This is a genomic window from Mycolicibacterium arcueilense (assembly GCF_058536225.1).
In genome coordinates this window covers 1-3,930 of sequence record NZ_JBZTYL010000014.1, presented here as the reverse complement: position 1 = coordinate 3,930, position 3,930 = coordinate 1, and the positions used below count along the sequence as shown (strand labels likewise).

Sequence of the window (3,930 nt, the reverse complement as noted above, 5' to 3'; positions counted from 1 at the left end):
CCCGTGACTACACGCTCCGAGGGGACACCAGCGATGACGACCAACCCGTTCGCCACCACCATCGTCGACACACTGTTCGACTCCACCGCCAATACGGGAACGAACCTGATGGGCACCGCGATGCGGCTGCTCGCGGCCGGTGAACCGATCACCATCGAACAGCTCGCTACCGCCGCCGGCGCCAGCGTCGCCGACGTCGAGAACGCGCCCGCCGCCGCGGACATCGAATACGACGACCGGCACCGCATCCTCGGCTGGGGCCTGACCCTCAATCCCACCCCGCACCGGTTCACCGTCGACGGCCACCAGCTCTACACCTGGTGCGCCGCCGACACCCTGCTGTTCCCCGCCATCATCGGTCGCCCCGCCACCGTCGAATCCACCTGCGCCGCAACCGGAACCACCATCCGACTGTCCGTTGACCCGGCCTCCGGGGTCAGCGGCCTCGACCCGGCCACCGCGGTCATCTCTGTACCCGGCCCCGACGAACTCGACCCGACCCGGGTCCGCGCCACCACCTGCAACCCCGGCCGCTACTTCGCCACCGCCGTGGCGGCCGCCGACTGGCAGAGCCGGCACCCCACCGGGCTCGTGCTGCCCGTCGCCGACGCCTACGCCCAGCTGCGCCCGATCAGCGACCGCGTCCTCACCGCCACCGAACCACCACGCTGTCGCTGACCCAACCCAGGCCACCGATGTGCCCAGCTACGCCCCAGCACCCTCTCCCGGAAGGTGGTAGCCGGCGGTCAGAAGAGGGTGTCGCGGACCCGCAGCGGCCGGTACCCGGTGGGGCCGAGCTGGGCCAGTTCGGCGTCGATGTCGACCTCGATGGCGCCGAAGAAGTTGATGTTCTCGCTGTGCGCCGGAGAAATGTGCGCCAGCACCTCGTCATCGATGCGCCGCCCGGCCCGCCGCATCTGTTCGGTCGCCAGACCGTAATACTCCGTGGTCCAGGCGATGACGGCGTTGGTCGCCAACGTGAGGCACCATGCCTGTTCGGTCTGTCCCTCCAGGTGCCTCGCGCGCACGGTTCCTTCATGCGCGTAGAGCAGGTCGCGGCGGAGCGCGTGCAGGGATTCGCCCTTGTTGAGCTGGCGGGAGATCTTGCGTCGATAGCCCGGGTCGGACAGATACCGGGCGGCGTAGATCGTGCGCCGCAGCGCCCCGTACTCCTTGAGCGCCGCCGCGAGGGCGTTCTGCCGGCCCGACGCCGACAGCTTGCCGACCAGCAGCGACGCGGTGGCGTGCCCGAACTTCAGCGACCCGGCCAGCCGGAGCAGGTCGTCGTAGTGCTCGGCGATCAGATCGAGATTGCACCGCCGGGTCAAAAGCGGGCCCGCGTGCGGGAACGCGGACTCGACCTGGGCTCGCGGCGCCGCCCGGTACAGGGTGATCCGGCCCAGGTCCCGGATGCGGGGCGAGAGCTGCAACCCGAGCAGGTCGAACAGCCCGAAGTTCACCAGGGTGACGCCGTGCGTGTCGGTCGCATGCTCGGTGATCGGCAGATCCGTTGCATTGCCGAGGATTTCGTCCAGCACGTAGTGAGCTTCACGTCTCGTCGCGACGATGACCTTCGTGCCGTAGGTGGCGTGCTGATCGGTGACATGGGTATACGTGCTCAGTCCTTCGTTCGCGAAATAGCGGCTCAACGCTCTGGCAGTGACCGATTTGCCACGGGTCGGGAACCGCTGCCCATCACTGGAGGACAGGGTGCCGGCCCCGAAGATCGGGGTCAGCGGCAGGCGTTGGTGGTAGTCGATGATCGTCAGGTTCGCCGCCCGCAGCGTCTCCTCCCGCACATACCACTCCGAAGTCCAGGCCAGGATGTCGTAGGAGATGCCGGAGGCCTCCGCCATACGGGTGAGACCCAGGTTGGTGGAGTAGGCCAGCAGCACCGCGATGAGGTTGCGCTTCAACTCCGGGGTGCGGGACTGCTTACCGCCGGCGTGGGTGAAGCAGTCCAGGTAGCCGGTGCGTTTGTCCAGCTCGATCAACAGCGACACGATCGGCGCGAACGGCAGCATCTCCGTCAACTCCTGCTTCAACGCCACCGCTTCGGCCGGAACGTCTTCTGCCGACAGCGGCGAGACCACCAGGTCACCGGCCTCATCGAGACGGACCGGGCCGTGGCCGTCGGCGAGCACCTTCTCCAACTCGCTCATAGCGTCGTGCAGCTCGTCGGTGGCGGTCGCCAGGGCGCGGGCCGGATCAGCGGACTTGCCGACCAGGCGGCAGAACTCGTCACGCTGCGGCTCCCACGCCTGCGGGGTCAGCAGGTAAGCGGCCGGGTCGGCGTAGCGGCGCGACCCCGGCACGAACACGTCGCCGCTGCGCAACCCGTCCCGCAGCCCCAGCAGCACGCACAGCTCCCAGTAGTGCCGATAGGCGGTGGTGTTGCCGGCTTTGCGGGCCTCGTCGAGGTAGCCGCGCCACTTCGTCGGCACGAACCCCGTCGGCGCGTCGTCGGGCACCTTGCGGGTACCGGTCGCATTCAGCTCCCGCAGCATGTGCACCCCGATCAGCAGCTCGATCGCCGCGGTGCCGCCGGCGAACCGGACTGTCGACAGCACCTGCGGGGTGAACTGCCGCAGATAGGAGTACGAGCTGTCCAGAGCGGCCAGGTGCCCGTGATCGCGCGGCAGCCGAGGTTTGGCCTGCGCGACCGCGGCCCGCAACCGCTCCCATCCGATCCGATCGCCCCGGATCAGGCCGCCGATCTCCTCGTCAGGGATCTGCGTGTCGGTGATGATGGCCAGCAAGTCGTCGAGCAACCCCTGCCGATCCTCTCCGGCCTTACCGCGCTCGGCGAGCTCGTCGCGCATCCGGCGTTCGGCTTTGCTCAACCTGGCCGAGATCGCCTGATCGAACAGCTGCACCACCTCGTCGAGCACATCGGTGGCCGACTGAGCCAACACCGTGAGCAGGATCGGGTAGCGGCGTTGCGGATCCCGGCGTTCCAAGGCTTGGCCCGTCAAGCGTCGGCCCACAGTCGCCAGGAACCGCCGCCGCTCCGCCGGCAGCACCGACATATCCAGCTCATCCGCGCCCAGGTTGCGCAGGAACACCAGCTTCTCGACCTCGGCCTTCACCGCGGTCGCCGACGCCTCCACCGGGCCGGTCGACAACCACCGCAACCGCGACATCCCGATAGACGGGTCGGCGACCAGCAACGCATCCAGTTCCTTACACCGCTGCGGCGTGAACTCGCGCGCCAACCGGTCATAGGTCTCCCGCTGCGCCTGCGTGCGAGCATGCGCGACCCGGCGGACCACCGTGTCCGGGCCCGGCCGGATCACCCGCGCCGAGATCAGGTACTCACACGCCAGCCGGAACAACAGCGTCGGCGAATCGTGCTCCATCGCCCGCGCCAGAAGGAACTCATCCAGCTCCTTCAACTCCATCGACCCGGCAGGCCGCCACCCCAGATACTGGGCCACCAGCCGCACATGCTCGGTCCGCGTCTGCGCCCGCTTGCCATACGAACGAAGCTGCACCGCATCGACATTCAGCTGATCCGCCAACCGGGCCACCGCCACCGGCGGCGCCGACGACACCTTGTCCGGCACGAACCCCAGCCACGGCAAGGTGCACAACGCCACCGCCAGGCCCAGACGGACCGCAGGGCCCCTGCCCTGCGGAGCAACGAACGCCAGATCCGCCGGGGTCAGCGTGAAGTACCGGAACAACTCCTCACGACTGATCTCCGGGAACTCCCGCAGGCGCTGCAACTCCTCGTCCGCGAATACCCGCGTCGCCACGAACCCCAGCCTCCAAAACGCCGACCAACCTCATCGGCAGCCAAGCCAAGCACCAACCACCCCGGCCCGCAGCCCGAACCGAGAAATCACCGCCGACCAGGCGCTACGCGAACCTCGTTGTTTTTTGCGCCATTACTACCGGGACCCCACGCCGGCCGCACGCGCAGTCTGC

At 68.4% G+C, this 3,930-nt stretch carries 2 protein-coding genes; one reads left to right on the top strand and one right to left on the bottom strand.

The window, feature by feature from the left end; all coding sequences use genetic code 11:
* The coding region (gene merB / locus AC4LGL_RS18600) for an organomercurial lyase MerB (protein ID WP_491840071.1) at positions 1-678 on the top strand (678 nt) is incomplete at its 5' end.
* A gap of 68 nt (positions 679-746) precedes the next feature.
* Here the strand turns inward: merB and AC4LGL_RS18595 are convergent.
* Positions 747-3,758 carry a Tn3 family transposase gene (locus tag AC4LGL_RS18595; protein ID WP_491840070.1) on the bottom strand — a complete coding sequence of 1,004 codons (3,012 nt, stop codon included), beginning with the start codon at positions 3,756-3,758 and terminating at the stop codon, positions 747-749.
* Positions 3,759-3,930 lie beyond the last annotated feature (172 nt).